At 52.7% G+C, this 20,363-nt stretch carries 16 protein-coding genes; 3 read left to right on the top strand and 13 right to left on the bottom strand.

Annotated features, from left to right (window positions below; all coding sequences use genetic code 11):
* Positions 1–80 precede the first annotated feature (80 nt).
* Positions 81–1,457 (bottom strand): MATE family efflux transporter, encoded by a 1,377-nt coding sequence (locus EKN00_RS01660; RefSeq protein WP_127848407.1) that lies wholly within the window; start codon positions 1,455–1,457, stop codon positions 81–83.
* Between the two features lie 198 nt (positions 1,458–1,655).
* Between EKN00_RS01660 and EKN00_RS01655 the strand changes: the two genes are divergently transcribed.
* Positions 1,656–2,540, top strand: a complete 885-nt coding sequence (locus EKN00_RS01655) for a hypothetical protein (protein WP_127848406.1) — start codon at positions 1,656–1,658, stop codon at positions 2,538–2,540.
* Positions 2,541–2,634: 94 nt separating this feature from the next.
* On the opposite strand, the gene EKN00_RS01650 is transcribed toward EKN00_RS01655, so the two are convergent.
* The 10 genes from EKN00_RS01650 to EKN00_RS01605 all read right to left on the bottom strand — a co-directional run bounded on the left by EKN00_RS01650 (position 2,635) and on the right by EKN00_RS01605 (position 13,921).
* Positions 2,635–3,255: a carbonic anhydrase family protein gene (locus tag EKN00_RS01650; protein WP_127848405.1), complete on the bottom strand. Its 621-nt coding sequence runs from the start codon at positions 3,253–3,255 to the stop codon at positions 2,635–2,637.
* 114 nt (positions 3,256–3,369) lie between these two features.
* Entirely contained in the window at positions 3,370–4,524 is a 1,155-nt protein-coding gene (locus EKN00_RS01645; RefSeq protein ID WP_127848404.1) for a CapA family protein, read from the bottom strand.
* A 269-nt stretch (positions 4,525–4,793) separates the two neighbouring features.
* Complete coding sequence (locus EKN00_RS01640) at positions 4,794–5,696, bottom strand: TPM domain-containing protein (protein WP_127848403.1); 903 nt, start codon at positions 5,694–5,696, stop codon at positions 4,794–4,796.
* An 8-nt stretch (positions 5,697–5,704) separates the two neighbouring features.
* Positions 5,705–6,298, bottom strand: a complete 594-nt coding sequence (locus EKN00_RS01635; protein WP_127848402.1) for a LemA family protein — start codon at positions 6,296–6,298, stop codon at positions 5,705–5,707.
* Positions 6,299–6,481: 183 nt separating this feature from the next.
* The gene (locus EKN00_RS01630; protein ID WP_127848401.1) at positions 6,482–7,477 is read right to left on the bottom strand and encodes an aldo/keto reductase; all 996 of its coding nucleotides are present in this window, start codon (positions 7,475–7,477) and stop codon (positions 6,482–6,484) included.
* Positions 7,478–7,674: 197 nt separating this feature from the next.
* Positions 7,675–8,265, bottom strand: coding sequence for a WxL domain-containing protein (locus EKN00_RS01625; RefSeq protein WP_127848400.1), 591 nt, complete (start codon positions 8,263–8,265; stop codon positions 7,675–7,677).
* A gap of 505 nt (positions 8,266–8,770) precedes the next feature.
* Complete coding sequence (locus EKN00_RS01620; protein WP_164847988.1) at positions 8,771–9,820, bottom strand: WxLIP family cell surface protein; 1,050 nt, start codon at positions 9,818–9,820, stop codon at positions 8,771–8,773.
* 252 nt (positions 9,821–10,072) lie between these two features.
* Positions 10,073–10,582, bottom strand: a complete 510-nt coding sequence (locus EKN00_RS01615; protein WP_338323180.1) for a WxL domain-containing protein — start codon at positions 10,580–10,582, stop codon at positions 10,073–10,075.
* 890 nt (positions 10,583–11,472) lie between these two features.
* Positions 11,473–12,816: an NADP-specific glutamate dehydrogenase gene (gene gdhA, locus EKN00_RS01610; protein WP_127848397.1), complete on the bottom strand. Its 1,344-nt coding sequence runs from the start codon at positions 12,814–12,816 to the stop codon at positions 11,473–11,475.
* Between the two features lie 472 nt (positions 12,817–13,288).
* Positions 13,289–13,921, bottom strand: a complete 633-nt coding sequence (locus EKN00_RS01605) for a deoxynucleoside kinase (RefSeq protein WP_127848396.1) — start codon at positions 13,919–13,921, stop codon at positions 13,289–13,291.
* A 664-nt stretch (positions 13,922–14,585) separates the two neighbouring features.
* On the opposite strand from EKN00_RS01605, the gene metE reads away from it, so the two are divergent.
* Positions 14,586–16,865 carry a 5-methyltetrahydropteroyltriglutamate--homocysteine S-methyltransferase gene (gene metE / locus EKN00_RS01600; RefSeq protein ID WP_127848395.1) on the top strand — a complete coding sequence of 760 codons (2,280 nt, stop codon included), beginning with the start codon at positions 14,586–14,588 and terminating at the stop codon, positions 16,863–16,865.
* Positions 16,855–17,730: a methylenetetrahydrofolate reductase [NAD(P)H] gene (metF, locus tag EKN00_RS01595; protein ID WP_127848394.1), complete on the top strand. Its 876-nt coding sequence runs from the start codon at positions 16,855–16,857 to the stop codon at positions 17,728–17,730. Before metE ends, metF begins: the two co-directional genes overlap by 11 nt.
* A gap of 81 nt (positions 17,731–17,811) precedes the next feature.
* On the opposite strand, the gene EKN00_RS01590 is transcribed toward metF, so the two are convergent.
* Positions 17,812–19,044 carry an MFS transporter gene (locus EKN00_RS01590; RefSeq protein WP_127848393.1) on the bottom strand — a complete coding sequence of 411 codons (1,233 nt, stop codon included), beginning with the start codon at positions 19,042–19,044 and terminating at the stop codon, positions 17,812–17,814.
* Positions 19,045–19,173: 129 nt separating this feature from the next.
* The gene (locus EKN00_RS01585) at positions 19,174–19,695 is read right to left on the bottom strand and encodes a GNAT family N-acetyltransferase (protein WP_127848392.1); all 522 of its coding nucleotides are present in this window, start codon (positions 19,693–19,695) and stop codon (positions 19,174–19,176) included.
* Positions 19,696–20,363: the final 668 nt, after the last annotated feature.

Raw genomic sequence — 20,363 nt, 5'->3', positions numbered from 1 at the left:
CTCGTTAATTAGGATAAGGGCTGACGTAACGTCAGGGTCAAGCACAAAAAACAGGAACTACGCGAGTTCCTGCTTCTTCATTATTTCGGCTCATCCGCCGCCCCGGCGCGCGCCAATTCTTGTTGTTGCTCCTTGGCCTTCAGTTTCTTCATCGTGTGGAAGTATGACGTAATCAGCACCGCCACGGACCCAATCCAGGCCAAGGGGTTGGCCATGGAGGCACCGGTAAAGCCAAGCAGTGGCACGAGGCCAATCCCGGCAATCACACGCATAATCAGCTCGAACAAACCGGCGAGCATTGGCACGCCCGTTTGGCCAAGGCCCTGGAGCGTGTACCGGGTCGTAAACAAAATGGCCAGGAACCAGTACATGCTCGAGTTAAAGTGGAAGTAAGTCTGGGCCATGCTGATAACGTGCGTTTGATCAGAAGCAACAAACAGACCGATCAGTTGTTTACTGAAGAGAATAATCAGCGCACCCAGCACCGCGGAAATCCCGCAGTTCAGCGCCATGGTCTGGTGCACCCCTTGGCGAATCCGCGCGTACTCCCGCGCCCCCAGGTTCTGAGCGACGTACGTGGCCATGGTCACCCCAAAGCTGGCGGCGGGCATGGTCGCCAGCTGGTCAATCCGCCCCGCCGCGGTGTACGCCGCAACGGCATCGGTGCCCAGCGTGTTGAGCATGACCTGCAGGATAACTGCCCCGATGGCAATGATGGACATCTGAAAGCCCATGGGCAAACTAATGCCCAGCTGCTTTTTGATTTCGGCCCAATCGAAGGTCATGTCCTGTTTGCGCAGGTGCAGGTACGGAATCCGCTTGCCGATGTACCACACACAGCAAAGCGACGAGAACACCTGCGCCGTGACCGTTGCCCACCCGGCACCGGCCACGCCCATCTTAAACACGAGAATAAACAGAAAATCGAGCGCAATATTGACGATGCAGGCAATAATCAAAAAAATCAGCGGCGTCCGCGAGTCACCCAGTGCACGAATTTGGTTACTGAGCATGTTAAACGCCATGGACGCGCCGAACCCAAGGAAGATTACGCGCACGAAGGAGGCGGAATCCGCAATGATGTTGCTCGGCGTCTGCATCACCTGCAACAGGGGCATGGTGAGCCCGGCAGTCAGCGCGGTGATGACCACGGTAACAAAAATGGCAATCCAGATGCTGGCGACAAAACTACGCCGCACCCCCGCTTCATCACGCGCACCAAACGCCTGGGCCGTTGGAATTGCGAGCCCGGAACTGGCCCCCTGCGCAAACCCAATGACCAAAAACGTTAAACTCCCGGTGGCCCCAACCGCCGCGAGCGCGTTGAGGCCAATAAACCGCCCCACGAATAGTGCATCCATGAAACTGTACAGCTGCTGGAACATGTTACCAATGAGCAGCGGTACCGTGAACCAGATTACCAATTTCATGGGACTTCCCGACGTTAATGATTTCATTTTGCTAACCCCCATCCTGCACCGAATCGTTATGTATTTAATACCCTCATGCCACTTTAGTCGAAAACATTCGTTAGGACAACATACATCTCGTTATTTTCGTCCGTAAATTTTCCCAAAATTAAGGCGCACCCTTCCCGGCCGCACCAATAAATGCGTTAAGATGAAAGTATAAATCCAAAGTCCAGGAGGCTTTCTATGCCGCAAGTTACGAGTCGGCGCAATGCACGCCGCAAAAGTGCCACTAGTTCCAGTTATGGGTATTCCAAAAAACGCCCGCAGTACCGGGTGCAGCGCTGGTTTGCCACCTTCTTCCTCGTCCTGGTTGCCACAATGGGAATTGGGATTTTCGGGGCTAAGCAAACCATCCTGAGTTCTGACTTCACAACCAAGACGTTAACCTCTGGCGATAATCTAAACAGCATCACCACGCAGGTACAAAAAAACGTCGGCGGGAGCCTCACGAACATCCCCGGTGCGACCACGCTTGTGTCCCGCGCAATCAGCACGGCCACCGCTAAATCGGTCGTGACCACCGCCGTTGCCGACGTCTACACCAACACAACCAACCAGATTGACTTTACGGCCATGGACAACGCGGTCAAGGACGCGTTTAGCACCGGCACCAGCGGTCTGAGCGCCACCCTCGCAGCAACCCTTGCCACCTCCGTCCTCGACACGTTGCACAGCTACTTCAACAACCAGCTCGCGACGCGCACGACCGCGGCCCGCACCTACTACCAGGACGCAAGCAGTGCCGTGAAGTCGCTGACCATCCCGCTAGTAGTCATCGGTGCGCTGTGTGCAATCTGGCTCTTAATTGTCGCCGGGTTCGCGCGGTTCCTGCACAACCTCGGGTGGGCCAGCATGTTCGCCGGCCTGCTGGGGCTCGGCGTGCTGCAGCTCGGCCAAAACCTGCCGATGGTTACCAGCCAGATTGATAAGTTCGGCGACTTCCAGCTGGTGGCTGCCGACTATCTCGCCCAAGTGGTTAACCACATGAGCGGCTACTACATCATCGCCGCAGTGGCGGGCCTCGTCGTCCTCGTCATCACCATCCCCTTTATCCGGGCAAAACGGTAACAATATTTGCACTAAAAAACGAGCCGGGCAATCCGACTCGTTTTTGTTTGCCTGAATCATCGCGGTCAGCCTCAAGCCGCTGCCCCGATTGTATCTATTGGTGTAGCAACAATACCGGCCGATCATTTAACGGCTGTAATTCCCGGTGGTTATCTTCCGGAAAACGCGCCTGGTAGCTGGCCAATTGTTCCACGCTAATGGTTTGCGGCCGCGCGGAGACGTACCACGCGACCCCCTCAATTACCGGTGGCGTGGTCAGCGAACCCAGGTAGTGGTACCAGTCCGCGCCATTTGGAATTAAGCCGTTCAGCGCGATGGGCGTATCGATTGGCTCTTCCGGCATCACCAAGATGGCACCCAGCACCGGGCTAGGCGCACCGATAATCAGCGGCACCGCCACGACGACAACCTGCCCATCACTGAAATGATGCACAAAATGAGCTTCCATCACGCCGCGTTTGCCGTTAGTTGCGTGTTCGCCGCCGCAGTGAAAATGCAGATGGTCAAAGCTGGCGGTGCGTCCGCCGATTTCGGTCAACCCACCACCCGTTACCTGCAAGTTATACCTCGTCGCCCGGGCGGCCGTTCCGCGCAGCGCCGGGTGCAACCCCGTCCACCGCTCCGGCTGCGCATTTGCCATCTCTAGATCAACCGGCGACTGCGCCTGCCCCACCACCTGGGGCCAGTCATTTTGGTGTGCATAATCGAACTCCATCGCGTCCACCTCCACTAATTTTCACCTACATCATATACCCAATGGAGCCTTTTTCACCAGACGAAAAAGCGGCCTGCGCGAATGCACTCCACTCATGCGCGCTGACCGCTTGTTCTATTTAATGGCAGTAAACTGGCTCCTAATCGCGCCGTGAAGCGTTGGCGACAGGGAGTTCATGTAACTGAGCACCGCCGCCGCGCTACTACCCGTGTACGGCGTTGGTTGATAATTATTGTAGCTCTCCGTCGCCGAGATGCGGGTCGGAATGGCGCGGAATGAAACAGCGCTAACCTTGCTCCCGGAAACGGTCACGTTCGCCTGGAGAATGAAGGAGCGCATGTCACTTGGGTGGCTATTTCCGCCGAAGCAGAAATTGCTCATGGAGTAAGCAATCAGCTTGCCCTTGTATTTTTCCATGGATTCAATGACGTGTGGGTGCGAGCCAATCACCATGTCCGCGCCGGCATCAATTGCCGTGTGCGCCAGCGTTGTCTGGGTGGCGTTCGGGTACGGGCTGCGTTCAATGCCCCAGTGGAAATACGGAATCACAATTTGGCACCCCTTCTTGCGGAGGTTCTTGATGTCCGTTTTGATTTTGTGCTGGTCACTGCTGGTGGCGGTCCAGCCCTGGTAGCCCAGAATGCCAACCAACACACCCTTAATCTTGGTCACGTACTGGTAACCCTCGCCGGTGTAGCCGACACCCGCGGCCTTGAGCGTGGCAATCGTGTCGGAAAAGCCCTGCTGCCCGTAGTCGTAAATGTGGTTATTGGCGACGGTCACGGCCTCGATGCTGGAACCGGTCAGCACCTTCACGAGTCCGGGATTACCCTTGAAGTGGAAAACGGTGCCCGTGCCCTTGAACTTCTGGGTACTCGAATTCGTCAAGGTTGTTTCCAAGTTGGCCACGGTCAAATCATCACTGCGAAAGTAGCTGGCAACGTTCTGGAAAAAGTAACTCGGGTCATTGCCGTGTTGTGCCCAAACCGTTGGCAGTGAGGTTGACGCGTTGAACTTCGGATCCGTCCCCAGGGTGTTGTCGCCCATAAAGGTCAGCTTGAGCGTTGCGTGCGTCTTGGGTTCGTCCTGCACGGCACTGCTGGCGGACTTACTGCTACTTCGTGTCACCTTACTGCTGGACTTTACCACCTTACTGCTCTTTTGGCTGCTACTTGAACTGCTCTTATCGCTCTTGCTAACGGAGCAGCCAGCCAGCAGAACCAACATTAATCCAGCAACAATCACGTTACGCCCTTTACTTACAATCATCGCCCTTACCCCGCTCTTCATAGATATCACCTGTGATTTTACTACACTAGCGCCTCCATGAAACCGGATTCAATGCTTTGTTGTGTCAATGAAACATTTCCGTTAAGTGGTAACCGGAGTTTGACCGCGCCAAGCCCTGCACCCGCACATTGCTGAATCGCATCGCATTAAAAAAGGAGCCTGCTCCAATTGAGCAAACTCCTAAGAAAAACTTGTTGGCGGAATGATCTCGACCATTAACGAGTCAACCAGCAATCCGTCGCCGCTGGTTAGACGCTGGCGCCACCGCCACCGGAGGAACCACCGCCGAAGCCGCCGCCCCCACCGAAGCCGGAACCGCCGCCGAAACCACCACCAAAGCCGCCGCCAAAGTGGTCATCGTCATCGTCGTGGAAGCCGCCACCGTAGTACCGGCCGCCGCCAGAGTTCAGGAGGCTACCAAGAATGAACCACAGCCAGCCGTTGCCGCCACCACCGTGACCGCCGCGTCCACCGCCGCTAAAGACGCCGAGGATGACAAGCACCACGATGAGCACAATCACAACTTTCATGATTCGCCCAATTAGGCTACTGCCACCATTGCTAGATTGGCTCCGGCCGCGGTACTCGTTGTACTTGGCATTGGAAATGGTGTTGCTGTCGGCCTTGAACTTGTAGTGTTTGTCCACCATCGTGGTGACCGAGTTAAAGACGTTGCGCAAGCCGGCGTTAACCTTTGCGTCGTCACTACTCTTGAGGTCACTCAGGTTATCTTGCAGAATCCGGCCGGATATCGCGTCGGTCATGTAGCTTTCGGCGCCATAACCAACCTCAATCCGCACATTGTTGTTACCATCATTGCGGGCAAAGAGAATCAAAATCCCGTTTTCCTTGCCCTTTTGCCCGATGCCCCACTTGCTGAACAAATCTGGGGCGTAGGAATCGATGTCGTCCCCGCCAGTTGACTTAATGGCCGCGAGCACCACCTGGGGCTTTTGCTTAGTTGACTGATAATACTGGTTCTTATCCTCAACTAGCTGCCGCGTGGTGTCGTCCAGCAGGTTGATGGCGTCATAGTAATCGGTGTCCGGCCGTGCTGGCAAAGATGCCGCCTGAACGGTCGCCGGCGCAAACCCGATAATTAGGAGGAACGCCGCAATAACTGCGAGTCCAAAAGCATGCAGTTTGCGCATGCGCTCACCTACTTCCCGTCGTCGGTGTCAAGATCCACGGTTGGGGCCTTGCTTGCATTGGCATCAGCCTTGAAGTAGTCCTTCTGCCCCATGCCCATCGCGTTGGCAAAAATGTTCTTCGGGAACGATACGACGTCCTTGTTGTAATCCTCAACCGCCTCGTTGTACCGTTTACGTTCAACTGAAATGCGGTTTTCGGACCCTTCCAGCTGCGTCATTAACGTCTGCACCTGCTGGTTACTCTTGAGGTCTGGGTAATCTTCGCGGATAACGTTAATCAACGTGCCAACACTGGAGTCCAGTTTGGCGTTAGCGTTAGCCTTGGCCTTGGTTGAATCAGCATTACCGTACGCCTTGCGCGCATCAGCAACAGCCGTGAAGACTTTTTGTTCCTGCTTCATGCTGCCCTTAACCGCATTAACCAGGTTAGGGATGAGGTCATACCGCCGCTGCATCACGTTTTCGACCTGGCTCCACTTCGCCTCAACGGTCTGATTTTCCTTTGCCAGTGAGTTGTACGTGCCAATCCCGGTGGCGCCGACAATAATCACGACAACTGCGGCAATAATCACCCCGATGAAGGTAGAATTATTTTTCTTCATAATAGTCTCTCCTTGACGCGAGTTACGCGCTAGTTTCTATATCCTAATTGTACCGTGCTCAGCGCAAAAAAACTCGGTCCGAAGTCTCATCTTAAGGCCGGTAACTAATTCCGGGGCAAAAAAACACCGCCAGCACCAAATATTGACGGTGACGACGGTATTTACCCGGGCTAACTCTTGTATTTATCCCCGCAGCACCTTATCGATGGCGGCTAAGTCTGCGTCCGTGAAGTCGAGCTTACTCAAGGCGTTCACGTTGTCCTCCAGCTGACTAACACGACTAACCCCGACGATGACGCTCGCGACCGGCTTTTGCCGCAGATCCCATGCTAGCGACATATCTGCAAGTGACTGACCGCGGCCTTCAGCAATTGCGTTCAGGGCCTTAATCTTGTCCAGCTTGGCCTCAACCTGATCGACTGACAGGTGACTCGAATCACTCCGCTTAGCCCGTGAGTCTTCAGGAATGCCATTCAGGTACCGACCGGTGAGTAGTCCCTGCGCCAGCGGACTGAAGACGACCGCGCCCTGGCCTTCCTCTTCCAGTGTCTTAAACAGTCCACTTTCTTCAGGTGTGCGGTCAAACATGTTGTACCGGTTTTGGCTGACCACGTATGGCGTCTTCAAGTCCTTGAAGATGGCGGTGATGGCGTGCGTTTGGGCCGGTGAGTAATTCGAAATGCCAACGTACAGGGCCTTACCCTGGTGCACCAGTTGGTCGAGAGCAAGTGCGGTCTCCTCAACCGGCGTTTCTGGGTCTGGCCGGTGTGTGTAGAAGATGTCGAAGTACTCAAGTCCGGTGCGTTTGAGACTCTGGTTGGCACTAGCGATGATGCTCTTGCGTGAGCCCCAGTCACCGTACGGTCCGGGCCACATCGTGTAGCCAGCCTTCGAGGTGAGAATCAATTCGTCGCGGTACGGTTTGAAGTCAGCCTTGAAGATGGTGCCAAAATTGCTCTCGGCAGACCCGGCACTGGGGCCGTAGTTATTGGCCATGTCAAAACAGGTAATGCCTAAGTCAAACGCGCGCCGCAGTATCGCCCGCTGGTTGGCGAGCCGATCAACGTCACCAAAGTTGTGCCACAATCCCAGTGACAACGCGGACAATTTTAATCCGCTCTTCCCCACACGCCGGTACTGCATCGTATCGTACCGCGTTTCTGCTGCATCATAAGTCATAAGCATCCTCCTAGATAAATACGTTTTGTGGACCTACGTAACTACCGGCAATACTAACGTGCATGGCAATTCGTGTCAACGCTTCCAAAAAGGCTGGGACAACAAAAAAGCCAAGACAATTACGTCTTGACCCTCCTGTAATCCATACTGCTTGTCTTATTGACCTGTGCAGTGATTATTCACTTATTGCCAAATCTTTACATCACGGAATCCGTCAGCGTCCACGTCAGGTTTGCGGAGTAGCTCCCCTCGACGTTACCAGAAGGAATGTCGAGACTAACGTTGTCAGAGCCAAAGTTGGCATCAAACGCACCAACACCGGTCCCCTTGTCCGCGTTCAGCAGTGTCTGTGCATCAGCACCGGAAGCCACGGTGACGCTTTGTGCGACAGGCGCAACACTCACGTTGCTTGCAACTTGTGGCTTAACGTTAGCGCCGGTGAACTTGATTTGTGCACCGTGCAGATTAACGTTCTTACTGCTGTCAGTAAATTCGCCGGCCTGCACATCAACTGCCCACCCGGTCGCAAAACCAGGATTATCAACTGACAATGGTGCATCGATGCTTTTTGCCTGAACATTCTTTGCACTAGTCGAAACTTCTGTGGAGCCGAAGTCGATGTTTGGCATCGAAATGATGGCGATTTTGCTGTCCGCGGGCATCGTGAGCGTAACGCTCGCTTGTGTCGTGGTGTCGGCCTGCGTCTCCTGCACGTTACTCCCCGTAACTGCAGCGACGACAGCACCAGCTGCGATTACAAAGAATCCCAGTAAAGATTTGTTGATCATATGCGTTTCCCCCGAACCGTCTATGATAATAAGCGATATTCAATTTCCTAAACTATTCCCCAATTAACTGTTTTCTTTATAACATAAAAAATAGACACAATCCACCTAGCAAAAGCCAAATAGAACGTGTCTAGACATCAAGTCTTGTTATTTAATTTTAAAATGTAACCACTCTTTTGAGCGTTACACAACAATCTATCGTTTTTATCATACGGACGATTAAGTTCTTGATTACGTTTTGATTACATAACCAATTTAATAGCTAAAACCGGTTCGGGGGAAAGGATTTTAGTTATTAAAGTAAAGAAACCCGTACGCATCGCGGAGTTCGCATGCGCACGGGTCGTCTCATAATGCCGTTAACGGACTAACATATGAGTGAGCAATGTTTAACTTAATTTACGTAACCTATCGTACTCCAAGAATTATGGATGTGCAATGGGTTTTACAAATAAATTGATAATTTTTTCTTACCGCGCAACCAGCAAGCAATAATGCACCACTGTTACTTAGCCTGGCCCTGCTCGTCATCATCCTTCCGCCGCTTCAGAAGCAGAATGATAATCAGAATCAGGATCAGGAAAATCAGAATGGCCAGCGCAATCAGGATGTAGAGCAGCCAGTTGATTTGCGGCTTCTTCTGATCAACAGCGGTCTTGTTCAGGTTATCAGCCAACGCCGCGGAAATCACAAAGCTCTTGGCAAAATGCCAGTGGTACTTCGCGTTTTCCGCCCACGCGTCAACGACCACGCGGTAATTACCTGGCTTGAGCGGATATTCATTGGCGTTAATTGGGTAGGCAAAAACCGAGTTTGGCGCCATCATCATGTCCGACTTGTCATTCTTGACGAACACGCTTGAGCTACCATCCTTGTAAACCTTTGCCCGCACGCGGACGTCCCGCATGATGGTTGGCTTGGTGTTCTCAAGATAGGTGGAAATGTAATTACGGTTGTTGATCTGCGTCGCGCCAACCTTGTTCAACGTCATGTCAGGTTTCACGCCGCTAACGTCTTTGTCTTCGCGCAGCTGCAGGCCCAGAACGTAGGCAAACTTGTTCTTCAGGGTCAGGCCCTTGCTGCTTGTATTGCCGCTTGTTGTATCGAGCTCCGCCACGCGAATCCCGCCGAGCAATACGCCGCTGAAGCGCTGCATCGGCACGGTTAGCTTGAGTGAAACGGTCCGGGCGCTTTTGGCGGGCACGGTAACCTTGCTCGTCTTGGGCATCATCGCTTCAATGTCCAGGGCTAAGGACTTGGGCCGCTTTTTACCGTGCTTGTTGTAATCAACAATCCCGTTCGTGTTGGTTTCGGAGCGGTTCGTTGATACGCGGTACTTGTGCGCCCTAGTGTCACTATTGGTAATCACCACGCTCAGGTTCTGACTGCTACCGGGCTTCACGAGCAAATCAAAGTAGGACGCGCTGGTATTCAGCTGGTTCTCCGGCAGATTGGCGGAAATGCTGTAGTGCAGCGTCTCCGCATTCGCCTTGTGTCCGGGAATAAAAAGTAATGCGGCAACAAGTGCGAGCATCGATGTAACTAGTTTCTTCATTAACGGTTCCCCCGAAATTTTATCAATCATTACGTGGACATCAGCGCGGCGGTAAAGCACCTAGCACTAAGCCTAGTCGTTAGGCACATATCTCACTGAATTAGCGGCCGCTTCACGCTCTTTGCCAATAAAAAAGGGCGCCGGCCCGCGCATCTGAAGTCGAGTCCAGAATTGCTGACAGCTTACGCCCCCATGCGCTTATTCTACTTTAGTTTACCAGTGGACTTTGAGTATGCCAACTGAATTGAAGAGTTACTGTGCTGCATCTTCAGGAGTAACTTCGAGAGCACTCGTAGGATCTGCAGTAAGTGTCCAGGTCAAGTTAGCCTTGTAGTTACCCGCAGCGTTACCAGCAGGAACCGTAATTGTCGCTGAGGTAGTTTCTTTAGTCGTCCCAATGCCTTGGAATGCACTGCCTGCCTTGCTTGCAACCAATACATCATTTGCTGCACCCTGACCATCTCCGGCTAAGGTGAACGACTTTGCTACTGGCAACAGCGAATCTTCTGTAGTCGTCGTGTTGGTAACACCTGTAGAAGTAATGTCCAAGGTAGCACCAGTGAGCGTCGCATCATTTGCTACTTCATTGCCATCCTCAACGGTGTAGCCAGTGAAAGCACCCATCTTGACACCAACAGCCCAAGTTGCAGCGATTCCAGGATTTTCAACAGTTACAGCGGTTTTAGCGGCAACCGTCTTAGTAGTATCACCACTAGCTTTAAGTGCCAATGAACCAAATTTGTAAGTTGGCGCAGACTTCAAAATAATGCCATACGTATGATTTGAGTTCTTACCTGCAGTCAACGTTACTTTAGCAGTCGTGTCCTGCTTCGTTGCTGCAGAAACCCTGCTGCCCCCCCACAACGTTCAAAGCCAACGCTGCAGCAGCAGCGGTAACAATCATCATAATGGTCTTCTTCATCAGAAGTTCCTCCTCGAATAAATAGCACATCTTACCTGGCTCAAGTGAACCAATTCCCCAAAAGTATAAAAAAGCCCCGTCAACACTGCAGGCAAAATGCCCCAGTGGACGGGTCGTCCTCATCACCGTTTTAGTAGACGGCTTGTTGATGAGGTGAGCAAATAAATTCAATTTTAGATTGCGGATAGACTCCCCGCAACAAGATTAATATACAGCACGAACGAAATGTTTGCAATTAATTTTCGAATATTTTGTATAAAATAATTAATTGATTTGTTTACTCAACAACTTCCGCTAATATCAGTCACGTTATCGACAAAATGGCCACAGAACCGCGCAGAAGCGGTCAAAATCGTCCTTACGCGTAACTAGGCCCTAAATAAAAGATAGTAGCATAAGTTATTAGTTAATCACGTGCGAATAAAAATCCGATACCCATCACCCCAAGTTATACCTATTTAAAAGAAATTAGAATTATCTGCATATATTCCCCGCAAAATATCCAACGAAAAAACTAGTTACACTATAAGGTAATTACCTGATAAATATTTTTGCTTGTGTCCACCCACACATGCTGTGCATTCGAGTTAATTCCCGGCAAAAAAAGCTCACATCTAGGAGCACTAATGCAGCCTCAATGTGAGCCATCAACATTCAATTAATTTTGGTTACTGCCGGACACCAAGGTGATTGGTCGTTGTCTTCGCCCATCAGCTACCCGGACTATATTCTACCAGCCCTGCGCGGTCATCGCGTCGGCAACCTTCACGAACCCAGCAATGTTGGATCCTGCCAGGTAGTCACCGGCAACCCCATACTCCTTGGCAGCTGCCACACTGTTGGCAAACAGGTTCTCCATGATTTCCTTCAGCTGGCCATCAACGGTGTCAAAGCTGTCGGCCATGCGCCGGGAATCCTGACCCATTTCAAGTGCGGAGACGGCAACCCCACCGGCATTAGCGGCCTTCGCTGGCCCGTAGAGGATTCCATTCGCCTTGTAGCTGGCAATGGCTTCGGGGTTGCTTGGCATGTTCGCCCCTTCTGCAATCGCAAAGACGCCGGCAGCCTTGAACTTAGCGGCCTGGTCGCCATTGATTTCATTTTGGGTGGCACACGGAAGCGCGATGTCGTATTTCAGATCCGCGTCCCACACGGAGCCCTCGTGGTACTGTGCACTTGGCACTGCCTTGGCGTATTCGGTCAGGCGGGCGCGGCGAACTTCCTTGACGTCCTTCAAAACGGCAACGTCAATCCCGTTTTCATCATAAACATAACCGTTGGAGTCGGACACGGTGAGCACCTTCGCCCCCATCTGTTCAGCCTTTTCGGTGGCGTAAATTGCCACGTTCCCGGCACCGGAAATCACGATGCGCTTACCGGTAATGTCCTTGTCGTTTTCCTTAAGCATTGCCTGGGTGTAGTAAAGCAGGCCGTAACCGGTCGCTTCCGTGCGGGCAAGGGAACCACCAAAGCTGAGGCCCTTACCGGTTAAAATGCCGCGTTCGGCGCCGCGCAGCCGCTTGTACATTCCGTACAGGTAGCCGATTTCGCGGCCCCCAACCCCGATGTCACCGGCAGGCACGTCAATGTCGAGACCGATGTGGCGCTGCAGCTCAATCATGAAGCTTTGGCAAAAGCGCATGATTTCGGCATCACTTTTACCCTTAGACGTGAAGTCGGAACCACCCTTGCCCCCACCGATTGGCAGACCGGTCAGACTGTTCTTAAAGATCTGTTCAAAACCAAGGAACTTGATGATGGACAGGTTAACGGATGGGTGGAAACGCAAGCCACCCTTGTACGGGCCAATGGCGGAGTTGAACTGAACCCGGAATCCGCGGTTGATGCGCAGGTTACCCTCGTCATCCTGCCAAGGCACCTGGAACGAAATAGCCCGTTCTGGTTCGGTCAGCCGGCCCAAAACGTTCGCCTTAATGTATTCGGGGTGCTTCTCGAATACGGGCGTAATTGTGCCGAGGAAGTTGCTGACAGCTTCCTGAAATTCTGGCTGGTTAGGATCACGCTTAGCAAGATCCGCGGCGACTTGTGCAATGTAATCAGTAGCTTGAGTCATCTTTTCACTCCTTAACTTCGGGGGTGGTCTCGCCTCTGCGCGTCCAATCCCCAATCAACAGTTTTCATTTCAACCTCTTGATTTTACCACGAAAGTTAACAAATTATGTGTAAACTATGAACAATGTCATCATAATGTTGTCAAAAGAACGTGTAAAAGCCGAACGGTACAATTTCTGCTAATATATGCGAGTTCCATCTTATTGGCTAATTATTTCACTAAACTGCGGCGGCTCATTCTGGATGGTTAATTGCCGCGCAGTACCGTGTGTTTTGCCGCAACATGTCCAGCAATCATTCACTAAAGTAAAAAATGCCCCGCGACACGTAATGCAGCAATCAACACGAGTACATGCCAGCTAGGACCACCGCAACGTAACTTTATTAGTAATATTCCGGTCCAAATGAGCAACAGACTACCGATTTAAAAAAAGCGCCCAACAACCGTTCATCGGTTGCGAGGCGCCTTTAACTTAGCGGATGGCTTTCAGTGCATCATCAATCTGGCCGAGAACAATATCTACGTTCTTCGGGTCTTCCAGATCGTATTTCTGCAAGTCGATTTTCATCTTGGGACTAACATCGTATTCATCAAACCACTTCTTGTACGCGGACCACATCTTGTAGTAGTAAGATTCCAGTTCTGGATTGTCGTCGAATTGCTCGTAATCGCGACCGCGCTTCTTAATCCGGTACAGAATCGTGTCGAAATCAGTTTCGGCGTAGACAAGCAGATCTGGTGCCTTCTTTGGCATTTCGTCAAGCTCACCCATCATCTTGTCGAGCAGTTCAAGGTAAACGCCAAGTTCGGTGTCTGAAATGTTACCCTCGGCGTTGTTTTCCTTCGTGAACAAGGCATCTTCGTAGATGGACCGGTCAAGGACGTTGTTGTCATTGGACAGCGCCTTTTTAATCATGGCAAAGCGCCGGTTCAAAAAGTAGATTTGGAGCAAGAAGCCGTAGTTTTTCGGGTCCTTGTAGTACAGTGGCAATACCGGATTATCTCCGACTGGTTCAAAAAATGCTTCCGTCCCGAAATGGTCGGAAATTTTGGCGGTTAGGGTCGTCTTCCCGACACCAATCATCCCTGCTGTAATAATCACCATGATGGCCCCTCTTTACATTATATTTCCGTACGCGTTATCTAAAAACGCACCTCAAGTATCCTAACATAAAAGGCACTACTCGGGGGAGAAAATCCGGGCTGATTTTACCGCCCACAGTGTGTATTGACACCACCGCTTGCGTGCAGTTATGCGGGTGCGTGCGTTTTCGCTTCCTGATTATTAAATTTAGATTGCACCGCCCCGTTTGTCATAGGCGTTAAACCGGTAAGCATTTCTTGTTATAGGCAGTGCCTTTAACCAACTACCCTAAAACCCACTAAGCCAAACCGTTGACCAGGCGCGGCTTTACGCCTAAACTATTGTCAACAAGTTAAGCGCAAAGCCAAGATGAGTAAGTTCACGCCCAGTCATAGAGAGCGGCAGAAGCTGGAAAGCCGCACTGGAACGAACCGAAGATGGTCTTGGATGAAGCCGGGTTAGTGAGCACTGCAAGCTAACTCTGGGTGCCGCCCATTATCGCGGCCGGGTTTGATTCACGTAACACTCATCAAACTCACGAAGGAGCAAGTTGTAAGGCTTGCTTGAATCATGGTGGCACCCCGGCAAATCGTCGTCCATGGCGCGCAGTATCTCGCTGCGTGCCGTGGACTTTTTATTTTGCGCACAACGACAGACATCTTTTCTATATAAAGGAGAACAACATATGACAACCACAATCGTAGGCTACCCCCGCATCGGGGAAAAACGGGAATTGAAATTCGCAACGCAGAAGTACTTCAAGAAGGCAATTAGCGCCGATGAGTTGCAGGCCAAGGGCAAGGAACTACGGGCAAAGCACTGGGCAACCATCAAGAACGCCGGAATCGACGAAATTCCAAGCAACGACTTTTCCTTCTTCGACCAGACCCTTGACGCGGCTACACTGCTGAACATCGTGCCCAAGCGCTACAAGGACCTCGGCCTGTCCCCACTTGACGAATACTTCGCACTCGCACGTGGCTACCAGGGCCCAGCCGGTGACGTCAAGGCACTGGCCATGAAGAAATGGTTCAACACCAACTACCACTACCTCGTGCCCGAATTCGACAAGGACACCGACATTAAGCTCGTTGGCGCCAAGATTTTCGACCAGTTCGTTGAAGCACAGAGCGAAGGCATCACCACACGCCCTGTAATCGTTGGCCCGTACACACTGCTGCGTCTCGGCCGCTTCCTGGACGGCAGACAGCCTGCTGAATTCACGGCAGCATTGATCACGGCGTACACCGAAATCGCACAGCGCCTGAGTGAGCTGGGCGCAAAATGGCTCCAAATTGACGAACCAGCACTCGTGTACGACCAGTCCGCCTCCGAGCTCGGCCTGTTCACCGAACTCTACGCCGGCATTCTCGCCGGTAAGGGCGACCTCAAGATTCTCGTCCAAACCTACTTTGGTGACGTGCGCGACTCACTTGAGACCCTCGTTGGCCTCAATTTCGACGGCATTGGTCTTGATTTCGTTGAAGGCCGCACCAACTTGGAAGTGCTGGATCAGGTGAAGTTTCCCGCCGACAAGACGCTCTTTGCCGGCGTCATCAACGGGAAGAACATCTGGAAGGCCCACTACGCCAAGGTGCTGTCCACGCTCACCGGCATCAAGAAGCACACGGACGCCCCAATCGTTCTCAGCACCTCCTGCTCCCTGCAGCACGTGCCATACACCCTGCGCAACGAAACCAAGCTAGCCGCTGACGAGAAGCAGTACCTCGCATTTGCTGAAGAAAAATTGACCGAACTGCACGAGCTGGATCAGATTGACAAGACTGACTTGAACAACCCGCTCTACACCGAAAACGTTGCCCTCTTCAGCAAGCCACGCTACGAAGAAGACAAGGCGCTAAACGCCAAGATTGCCGCCTTGAAGCCGGAAGACTACACGCGCCTGCCAGAACGCAAGGAACGCCTGCGCATCCAGGCCGAGAAGTTCAACCTGCCAATTCTGCCAACGACCACGATTGGGAGTTTCCCCCAGTCCCCCGCCGTCCGCAAAAACCGCAGTCAGCTGCGCAAGGGTGAAATCACCAAGGAGCAGTACGACGCATTCAACGAGGCCGAGACCCGTCGCTGGATCAAGTTCCAGGAAGAAATCGGCCTGGACGTGCTCGTTCACGGTGAATTCGAACGTAACGACATGGTTGAATACTTCGGTGAACACCTGAATGGATTCCGCTTCACCCAGAACGCCTGGGTGCAGTCGTACGGTACGCGCGCGGTTAAGCCCCCAATCATCTGGGGCGATGTTTCCCGCCGCGAACCAATCACCGTGGCCGCTTCCGTGTACGCACAGAGTCAGACGGACCACATCATGAAGGGCATGCTCACCGGCCCCGTAACCATCCTCAACTGGTCCTTCCCCCGTGAGGATATTTCCCGCGAGCTGTCGACCAAGCAAATTGCCCTGGCGTTGCAGGATGAAGTGCTCGACCTTGAAAAGCACGGCATCAAGATCATCCAGATTGACGAAGCCGCACTGCGTGAAAAGCTGCCACTGCGCAAGTCCGACTGGTTCAGCAAGTACCTAGACTGGGCCGTCCCTGCCTTCCGCCTCGTTGCAAGCAAGGTTCAGCCGGAAACCCAGATTCACACCCACATGTGCTACTCCGAATTCGGGGACATCATCAAGGCCATCGACGACCTAGATGCCGACGTGATTAGTTTTGAAGCCAGTCGCGGCGAGCTCACCTTACTGGACGACCTGCAGGCGAGCCACTTCGAGACCCACGTTGGCCCCGGTGTTTATGACATCCACTCACCACGTGTGCCATCAATTGACGAGATCAAGGACGTCATCCACAAGATTTTGGCCAAAGTGCCCGCAGATCACGTTTGGGTTAACCCAGATTGCGGCCTGAAGACCCGTGAGGAACCCGAAACGAAGGCCAGCTTGATTAACCTCACGGAAGCCACCCGGCAGGTACGCCAGGAGCTTGCCGATGAAAACTAGTGAACTGTTCAAACGCGACCGGCCGGTATTTTCCTTTGAGGTGTTTCCGCCTCGAAATTTTAACCGTCCCAACGCCGAGCAGCGCGTCTGTGCCACGATGGACGTGCTGCAGGAAGTAAATCCCGACTTTGTGTCCGTCACCTACCGCGGGTCTGGCCCCGATGCACCCAAGGCGACAATTGGGATTGCCAAAATTATTCGTGAACGTTACCAGACTGAATCTGTCGTGCACCTGCCAGCCGCCCGGTTGACCAGGGCCGACGTCGACAATTTCCTGGCCATGGCCGAAGATGCCGGCATTCAGAACATCCTTGCCCTGCGCGGTGACATTCCCGAGGGCGGTCGCGTCAGTGATGACTTCCACTACGCCAGCGACTTGGTGCGCTACATCAAGAGCAAGGGCGACTTCAACGTTTCGGGGGCCTGCTACCCAGAAGGCCATCCCGAATCACCAGATGCCCTGAGCGATATCCAGTCGCTGAAGATCAAGGTTGACGCCGGGACCAGCGAGCTCATCAGCCAGCTGTTCTTCGACAATGAGGCGTTCTTCCGGTTCCAAGACCGCTGCAAGTTCGCAGGTATCAACGTGCCCATCGAGGCCGGCATCATGCCCATCATGACCGCAGCCCAGGCCAAGCGGATGCAGGAGATGGCTAGGGTGAACCTGCCCGCCAAGCTGCAGGGCGTTTTGCACCGCTTCGCCGACAAGCCGGATGCGCTTCGTGACGCCGGCATCGCGTACGCGGTCGACCAAATCGTCGACCTGCTCGCACACGGCGTTGATGGCATTCACCTGTACACAATGGACAACCCCGAGGTCGCGGCACGCATCATCGAAGCAACCCGCAACATCATTCGGGCATAGTAAAAGGACCACGCCAATGAAAATTTGACGTGGTCCTTTTTTGCGATCAAACGCTAAACTACCCAAACGCGGGCAGCAACATTACTTAGCGGGAGTCAGCTTCCGCAATCCGGGCAGGCTGAGCATCGTAATCAGCGAAATAATGTACAGCGCTGACAGGAAACCCATCGTGACCATGAGGGAGTAGTGGTCCATCAGTACGCCAATGACAACGGAGGAAAAGCCGCCGATTGCCCGTCCGACGTTCATGATAACGTTGTTGGCCGTGGACCGGATGCGTGCCGGGTAGAGCTGGCTGATGACGGCCCCGTACCCGCCGAACATCCCGTTGGAGCAAAAGCCGACGACCGCCCCAATCACGACCAGAACAACGCTCGAGCGAGCCATAGTAATGGCAAAGACGATGAGCGCACTGGCGGTTAAGAAAAGACCAAAGGCAACGCGTGGACCCAAGTGGTCGAGAATGTTACCAAAGACCGCCATGCCCAGGCACATGCCGCAGATGGTCGCGACCATCCAGAGCGCGGAACCGGAAACGGACAGGCCCTGCTGTTTTTGCACGATGACGGGCAACCAGTTCATGAGGCCAAAGTACCCGGCGATTTGGACAATCGTCATCACCATAAGCCCCAGTGTCTGGGTCGCAAGGTGCGGCGTCTTAAACAATTCGCTAAACGCAACCCGCTCGTGCTTTGCCTTTGCTTCCTTCTTGGCCGCAAGAAACGCATCTGATTCGTGCAGGTGCTCACGAACAAAGAAGGTCAAAACAACCGGCAGCACACCCATTAAAAACAGTGCATGCCAGCCCCACAGCGGCAGAATGAACGATGCCGCCAGTGCCGCGATAATCGCCCCAATCTGCCCACCAATGGCTGCCACAGACGTCATGCGGCCAATGCGGTCGTGGTTGAACGACTCAGCAATCAGCGCAATTCCGACGCCGTATTCACCACCGGCACCAATCCCGGCGAGAAACCGCAGTACGTAAATCATCCACATGTTGTTGGCAAAGGCCATGAGCGCCGTTGCCACCGCAAAGATCAGAATGGTGTGGGAGAACGTCTTGACCCGGCCGATTTTGTCCCCTAGAAGACCAAAAAGCGCGCCACCAACCAACATGCCGACATTGGTAATTGAGCCAATCAAGCCCGCCGCCCCACTGGAAATGTGGAGTTCGGCAATGATTGGCGTCAACGCGAACGAAAGGAACATGATATCCATGTTCTCAAGCGAAAATCCCGATGCCGTCGATGCCATCACGAGTTTTTGCTCGTGTGACAGTTGGTTAGTAGTGCGCACTGCTGTTTTTTGCATATTCAATTAACCTCCAAAAAGAACGCTCTCTGTCGTTCCTTATTTTGTCGAAAAGTGGCACATTGCGCTGCGGCCACTTCGTACATTGGTGAATAGTATGTCACCAAGTCTGCCTGTTTGCAAGTAATTTTACAGGTTTAGTTCGTAAGCCAGACGCGCCCGATCTTCTCCGTGCGTGATGTAAATTGTCCCGCGCAATTTGAACCCCGCCGCCGTGGCCACCCGCTGCATCGCTTGGTTAAGGCGGTGGGTGTCCAGCCGCAGATTATTAATGTTGTGTGTCCGTGCGTAGTCAACAATTTGCTTCATGAAAACATGCCCGAGGTGCTGACCGGCAAAATCTGTACTGATGGCAATCCGATGAATCGTCGCGTATGGTGCATCCGGTCTGGCCCAGCTTCCACCTTCAACGGTCGCATAAGTTGGTTCGGCGGCGGTAATCAAGCTAACCGTCCCCGCCACTTTACCATCCACCGTGAGCAAGTGAACCACACCAGCGGCAATGTCACTACCAATCGTGTTAGCATTCGGGTACCCGTCCTGCCACTGCGGACTACCCGCAGCCCGCAGTTGTGCCTTTGCCCCGTTGATGATGGTCATAATGGCCGCCAAGTCATTAATATTTGCCTGCTGTAATGTAATTTCTGCCATGGTGCACCTCACTAATCGATTTTCTGAAAGTGGTTCTATTGTACAGCAATTTTCGCTACCATTGAATAATAATTCACACTTTTCTGCGGTAAATTGTTAAATATGCGTGTTTTGGTTGTCCACAGACATGGTGTTTAAGTTTTCTGCACGTGCAATTTTTATCGATTATTCTGGGGATAACTAGCGCAAATCACGCAGACATCCACATTATTTTGAATACGAACATACGTTGTCCACAACCACTTGTGGATTATGGTGATAACTCCCACTATCGCTGTCCGGCAGCGTGAGTCCTTGGTGTAGGTATACCAGTGGGGGCTCCGCGTTGTGGGGTTTGGCCTCCGGGTCCGGGCTGGGCTTCGGGTGTGCTTCGCCGTGGCCGCTGTGGCGGTCGTCTGGAGTCGGAAAAGCACCGTCTCCAGACTAAAAATTCAGCTTTGCATCGTCGCAGTTAACGTCTAACGGTTACGGAACATTGCAATTAAGTTTTGCTTTCTTCTCGTAATCCACATCCAGTAAGCTCCTCACACAAATCTAAATTTTTCCCACAAGAATAGAGGCTGTGCCAACCGCAAAAACCGCGGTCGTCACTGCACTAGGCCCTGTCAAGTTGACAGATGAAATAATATAAAGTTTTGTCTATTTCTAAATGGCTTCACTCCAGTATT

It is taken from the genome of Lacticaseibacillus hulanensis (genome assembly GCF_004010095.1).
Classification (GTDB): Bacteria; Bacillota; Bacilli; order Lactobacillales; family Lactobacillaceae; genus Lacticaseibacillus; species Lacticaseibacillus hulanensis.
This window is presented reverse-complemented; position numbering and strand designations above follow the sequence as displayed.

Coding starts and splice junctions, on each gene's coding strand:
- EKN00_RS01660 (WP_127848407.1), bottom strand. CDS start 1,457: ATGAAATCATTAACGTCGGGAAGTCCCATGAAATTGGTAATCTGGTTC.
- metE (WP_127848395.1), top strand. CDS start 14,586: ATGACAACCACAATCGTAGGCTACCCCCGCATCGGGGAAAAACGGGAA.
- EKN00_RS01620 (WP_164847988.1), bottom strand. CDS start 9,820: ATGAAGAAACTAGTTACATCGATGCTCGCACTTGTTGCCGCATTACTT.
- EKN00_RS01640 (WP_127848403.1), bottom strand. CDS start 5,696: ATGCGCAAACTGCATGCTTTTGGACTCGCAGTTATTGCGGCGTTCCTC.
- EKN00_RS01625 (WP_127848400.1), bottom strand. CDS start 8,265: ATGATCAACAAATCTTTACTGGGATTCTTTGTAATCGCAGCTGGTGCT.
- EKN00_RS01585 (WP_127848392.1), bottom strand. CDS start 19,695: ATGGCAGAAATTACATTACAGCAGGCAAATATTAATGACTTGGCGGCC.
- EKN00_RS01635 (WP_127848402.1), bottom strand. CDS start 6,298: ATGAAGAAAAATAATTCTACCTTCATCGGGGTGATTATTGCCGCAGTT.
- EKN00_RS01630 (WP_127848401.1), bottom strand. CDS start 7,477: ATGACTTATGATGCAGCAGAAACGCGGTACGATACGATGCAGTACCGG.
- EKN00_RS01655 (WP_127848406.1), top strand. CDS start 1,656: ATGCCGCAAGTTACGAGTCGGCGCAATGCACGCCGCAAAAGTGCCACT.
- EKN00_RS01645 (WP_127848404.1), bottom strand. CDS start 4,524: ATGATTGTAAGTAAAGGGCGTAACGTGATTGTTGCTGGATTAATGTTG.
- metF (WP_127848394.1), top strand. CDS start 16,855: ATGAAAACTAGTGAACTGTTCAAACGCGACCGGCCGGTATTTTCCTTT.
- EKN00_RS01650 (WP_127848405.1), bottom strand. CDS start 3,255: ATGGAGTTCGATTATGCACACCAAAATGACTGGCCCCAGGTGGTGGGG.
- EKN00_RS01590 (WP_127848393.1), bottom strand. CDS start 19,044: ATGCAAAAAACAGCAGTGCGCACTACTAACCAACTGTCACACGAGCAA.
- gdhA (WP_127848397.1), bottom strand. CDS start 12,816: ATGACTCAAGCTACTGATTACATTGCACAAGTCGCCGCGGATCTTGCT.
- EKN00_RS01605 (WP_127848396.1), bottom strand. CDS start 13,921: ATGGTGATTATTACAGCAGGGATGATTGGTGTCGGGAAGACGACCCTA.